Source organism: Flavobacterium sp. IB48 (genome assembly GCF_016405855.1).
Taxonomy (GTDB): Bacteria; Bacteroidota; Bacteroidia; order Flavobacteriales; family Flavobacteriaceae; genus Flavobacterium; species Flavobacterium ginsengisoli.
This window is the reverse complement of the sequence record NZ_JAEFCA010000016.1, coordinates 1-5,198: the sequence shown is the minus strand read 5'-3', so window position 1 is coordinate 5,198 and position 5,198 is coordinate 1. Positions and strand designations below refer to the sequence as shown.

Here is a 5,198-nt window from a genome sequence, read left to right as displayed (position 1 = left end):
AATTTTCGCTTTGCGACCTGCCCGCGACGGGCAAATATTTTAACATACTGGGATAAAGAAACAAATAAGCCTTATTTTAGAAAGTTTCCTCCCGATCCGCCTGGGCGGATCGGGAAAAGGGTGTGCATAAGCTTACGGATTATTAGTACTACTCGACTATGACATTACTGCCTTTACATCTGTAGCCTATCAACGTGGTCATCTTCCACGATCCTTAAAAGAAATCTCATCTTGTGGTGGGTTTCGCGCTTATATGCTTTCAGCGCTTATCCCTTCCCAACGTAGCTACTCTGCGGTGCCCCTGGCGGGACAACAGATACACTAGAGGTTAGTCCAATTCGGTCCTCTCGTACTAGAATCAGATCCACTCAAATTTCTAACGCCCGCAGTAGATAGAGACCGAACTGTCTCACGACGTTCTGAACCCAGCTCGCGTGCCACTTTAATGGGCGAACAGCCCAACCCTTGGGACCTTCTCCAGCCCCAGGATGTGACGAGCCGACATCGAGGTGCCAAACCCCCCCGTCGATATGAGCTCTTGGGGGAGATCAGCCTGTTATCCCCGGCGTACCTTTTATCCTTTGAGCGATGGCCCTTCCATGCGGAACCACCGGATCACTATGCTCTACTTTCGTACCTGATCGACCTGTATGTCTCTCAGTCAAGCTCCCTTATGCCATTGCACTCTACGCACGGTTACCAAGCGTACTGAGGGAACCTTTAGAAGCCTCCGTTACTCTTTTGGAGGCGACCACCCCAGTCAAACTACCCACCAAGCACTGTCCCCCACATTGCGGGGTTAGGCCTCAGATAAACAAAGGGTTGTATTTCAACAATGACTCCACAACGCCTGGCGACGCCGCTTCATAGTCTCCAACCTATCCTACACATCATTTATCCAAGGTCAATACTAAGCTATAGTAAAGGTGCACAGGGTCTTTTCGTCCCACTGCGGGTAAACGGCATCTTCACCGTTACTACAATTTCACCGAGCTCATGGCTGAGACAGTGTCCAGATCGTTACACCATTCGTGCAGGTCGGAACTTACCCGACAAGGAATTTCGCTACCTTAGGACCGTTATAGTTACGGCCGCCGTTTACTGGGGCTTCAATTCAATGCTTCTCCGAAGATAACATCTCCTCTTAACCTTCCAGCACCGGGCAGGTGTCAGGCCCTATACTTCATCTTACGATTTTGCAGAGCCCTGTGTTTTTGATAAACAGTCGCCTGGACCTCTTCACTGCGGCCCCGATTGCTCGGGGCGACCTTTCTCCCGAAGTTACAGGTCTATTTTGCCTAATTCCTTAGCCATGAATCTCTCGAGCACCTTAGGATTCTCTCCTCAACTACCTGTGTCGGTTTACGGTACTGGTTCTTATTGCCTGAAGTTTAGAGGTTTTTCTTGGAAGCCCTTAGGCGCACTATCTCTTTGTCCGAAGACTCCGAGTACTATCGCATTTCGCCAAGCTCTACGGATTTGCCTATAGAGCCTATAGCTAGGTGCTTTAACGAACTATTCCGTCAGTTCGCGGCGCTTTCATCACTCCGTCACCCCATCACAGCAATAAGAAGTACGGGAATATTAACCCGTTGGCCATCGACTGTCCCTTTCGGGTTCGCCTTAGGTCCAGACTAACCCACAGCTGATTAGCATAGCTGTGGAAACCTTAGTTTTTCGGTGTGCGGGTTTCTCGCCCGCATTATCGTTACTTATGCCTACATTTTCTTTTCTGACCGGTCCAGCATACCTTACGATACACCTTCAGCCCTGTCAGAATGCTCCCCTACCACTTGTATTTGCATACAAATCCATAGCTTCGGTAATATGCTTATGCCCGATTATTATCCATGCTCGTCCGCTCGACTAGTGAGCTGTTACGCACTCTTTAAATGAATGGCTGCTTCCAAGCCAACATCCTAGCTGTCTGGGCAGACAAACCTCGTTCTTTCAACTTAGCATATATTTGGGGACCTTAGCTGATGGTCTGGGTTCTTTCCCTCTCGGACTTGGACCTTAGCACCCAAGCCCTCACTGCTGGTAAACATTATATAGCATTCGGAGTTTGTCAGGAATTGGTAGGCGGTGAAGCCCCCGCATCCAATCAGTAGCTCTACCTCTATATAACTATATCCAGCGCTGCACCTAAATGCATTTCGGGGAGTACGAGCTATTTCCGAGTTTGATTGGCCTTTCACCCCTACCCACAGGTCATCCGAAGACTTTTCAACGTCAACCGGTTCGGTCCTCCACTGTGTGTTACCACAGCTTCAACCTGCCCATGGGTAGATCACACGGTTTCGCGTCTAACACTACTGACTAAAGCGCCCTATTCAGACTCGCTTTCGCTGCGGATCCATGGCTTAACCACTTATCCTTGCCAGCAGCGTTAACTCGTAGGCTCATTATGCAAAAGGCACGCCGTCACCCCACGAAAGGGCTCCGACCGCTTGTAAGCGCATGGTTTCAGGATCTATTTCACTCCGTTATTCACGGTTCTTTTCACCTTTCCCTCACGGTACTGGTTCACTATCGGTCTCTCAGGAGTATTTAGCCTTAGCGGATGGTCCCGCCAAATTCAGACAGGGTTTCACGTGCCCCGCCCTACTCAGGATACCGCTATCTATTATGCTCGTTACCCATACGGGGCTGTCACCCTCTATGGCGCTCCTTTCCAGAAGCTTCCGGTTCCTTGCACATAAAATATCGCGGTCCTACAACCCCAACAATGCCGTAACAATGCTGGTTTGGGCTAATCCGCGTTCGCTCGCCACTACTTACGGAATCACTTTTGTTTTCTTCTCCTCCGCCTACTTAGATGTTTCAGTTCAGCGGGTTTGCCCACCTATCGGTGTGCTATGTCTTCAACATAGCGGGTTGCCCCATTCGGATATCTGCGGATCGATCGGTGTGTGCCCGTCCCCGCAGCTTTTCGCAGCTTATCACGTCCTTCATCGCCTCTGAGAGCCTAGGCATTCCCCATGCGCCCTTATTTTGCTTATTGCACCAAATCATAATTTAATATGATCCGTTTTGTTTTGTTTCCTATCATATGCATTGCTGCTATAACAGAAAACGCTTTCTACTTTCTTATTATTTTCTTATCCCAATATGTCAATGAACTTTTAAGCTTTCGCTTTTGTGGAGAATAACGGAGTCGAACCGTTGACCTCCTGCGTGCAAGGCAGGCGCTCTAGCCAGCTGAGCTAATCCCCCAATCTAATTATGAATTGTGAATTATGAATTATGAATTTTTTTGTAATTCCTAACCTTTCAACTCTAGAATTTCCTTCTTTTAAGTCAAATAGTAGTCCCGGGCAGACTCGAACTGCCGACCCCTACATTATCAGTGTAGTACTCTAACCAGCTGAGCTACGAGACTCTGTTTTACTTAAGTTTTATCATTTTTTTAAATTAACAGCAAGAGCAATACAATTTCAAGATCCAAAAAACCGATGCTGCGCATCTTATTTCCCAAACGTGTGCAAGCACTAACATTAGGGCTCTAGAAAGGAGGTGTTCCAGCCGCACCTTCCGGTACGGCTACCTTGTTACGACTTAGCCCTAGTTACCAGTTTTACCCTAGGCAGCTCCTTGCGGTCACCGACTTCAGGCACCCCCAGCTTCCATGGCTTGACGGGCGGTGTGTACAAGGCCCGGGAACGTATTCACCGGATCATGGCTGATATCCGATTACTAGCGATTCCAGCTTCACGGAGTCGAGTTGCAGACTCCGATCCGAACTGTGACCGGCTTTATAGATTCGCTCCCCCTCGCGAGGTGGCTGCTCTCTGTACCGGCCATTGTAGCACGTGTGTAGCCCAAGGCGTAAGGGCCGTGATGATTTGACGTCATCCCCACCTTCCTCACAGTTTGCACTGGCAGTCTTGTTAGAGTTCCCGACACTACTCGCTGGCAACTAACAACAGGGGTTGCGCTCGTTATAGGACTTAACCTGACACCTCACGGCACGAGCTGACGACAACCATGCAGCACCTTGTAAACTGTCTTGCGAAAGATCTGTTTCCAAATCGGTCAGTCTGCATTTAAGCCTTGGTAAGGTTCCTCGCGTATCATCGAATTAAACCACATGCTCCACCGCTTGTGCGGGCCCCCGTCAATTCCTTTGAGTTTCATTCTTGCGAACGTACTCCCCAGGTGGGATACTTATCACTTTCGCTTAGCCACTGAAGTTGCCCCCAACAGCTAGTATCCATCGTTTACGGCGTGGACTACCAGGGTATCTAATCCTGTTCGCTACCCACGCTTTCGTCCATCAGCGTCAATAAATTGGTAGTAACCTGCCTTCGCAATTGGTATTCCATGTAATCTCTAAGCATTTCACCGCTACACTACATATTCTAGTTACTTCCCAATAATTCAAGTCCTGCAGTATCAATGGCCGTTCCACCGTTGAGCGATGGGCTTTCACCACTGACTTACAAGACCGCCTACGGACCCTTTAAACCCAATGATTCCGGATAACGCTTGGATCCTCCGTATTACCGCGGCTGCTGGCACGGAGTTAGCCGATCCTTATTCTTACGGTACCGTCAAGCTCCGACACGTCGGAGTGTTTCTTCCCGTACAAAAGCAGTTTACAATCCATAGGACCGTCATCCTGCACGCGGCATGGCTGGTTCAGGCTTGCGCCCATTGACCAATATTCCTCACTGCTGCCTCCCGTAGGAGTCTGGTCCGTGTCTCAGTACCAGTGTGGGGGATCTCCCTCTCAGGACCCCTACCCATCGTCGCCTTGGTAAGCCGTTACCTTACCAACTAGCTAATGGGACGCATGCTCATCTTTCACCGTTGTGACTTTAATACTAGGTTGATGCCAACTTAGTATGCTATGAGGTATTAATCCAAATTTCTCTGGGCTATCCCTCTGTGAAAGGCAGATTGCATACGCGTTACGCACCCGTGCGCCGGTCTCAAGCACCGAAGTGCTCTACCCCTCGACTTGCATGTGTTAAGCCTGCCGCTAGCGTTCATCCTGAGCCAGGATCAAACTCTTCATCGTATATTTTAATATTATATTGCGATGCGCTAAACTTAGCGGTTCTTTATCGAATCTCTCGATTCTAATGCTCTTATTCTTTATGTTCTGAAATCTCTTTCAGAACGGCTGTCAATTCAATATGTCTACGAACGTGTCTTTATTTCTTCATCGCTTGTGTTTCAAAGCGGGTGCAAAA

General features: G+C 48.8%; 2 tRNA genes and 2 rRNA genes. All 4 read right to left on the bottom strand.

The window, feature by feature from the left end:
- Positions 1-122 precede the first annotated feature (122 nt).
- The 4 genes from JC605_RS23505 to JC605_RS23490 all read right to left on the bottom strand — a co-directional run bounded on the left by JC605_RS23505 (position 123) and on the right by JC605_RS23490 (position 5,023).
- A 23S ribosomal RNA gene (locus JC605_RS23505) occupies positions 123-3,005 on the bottom strand.
- A gap of 137 nt (positions 3,006-3,142) precedes the next feature.
- A tRNA-Ala gene (locus JC605_RS23500) sits at positions 3,143-3,216 on the bottom strand.
- A 92-nt stretch (positions 3,217-3,308) separates the two neighbouring features.
- A tRNA-Ile gene (locus JC605_RS23495) sits at positions 3,309-3,382 on the bottom strand.
- Between the two features lie 127 nt (positions 3,383-3,509).
- Positions 3,510-5,023, bottom strand: a 16S ribosomal RNA gene (locus JC605_RS23490).
- The 16S and 23S rRNA genes sit together here with 2 tRNA genes alongside, the layout of an rRNA operon.
- Positions 5,024-5,198: the final 175 nt, after the last annotated feature.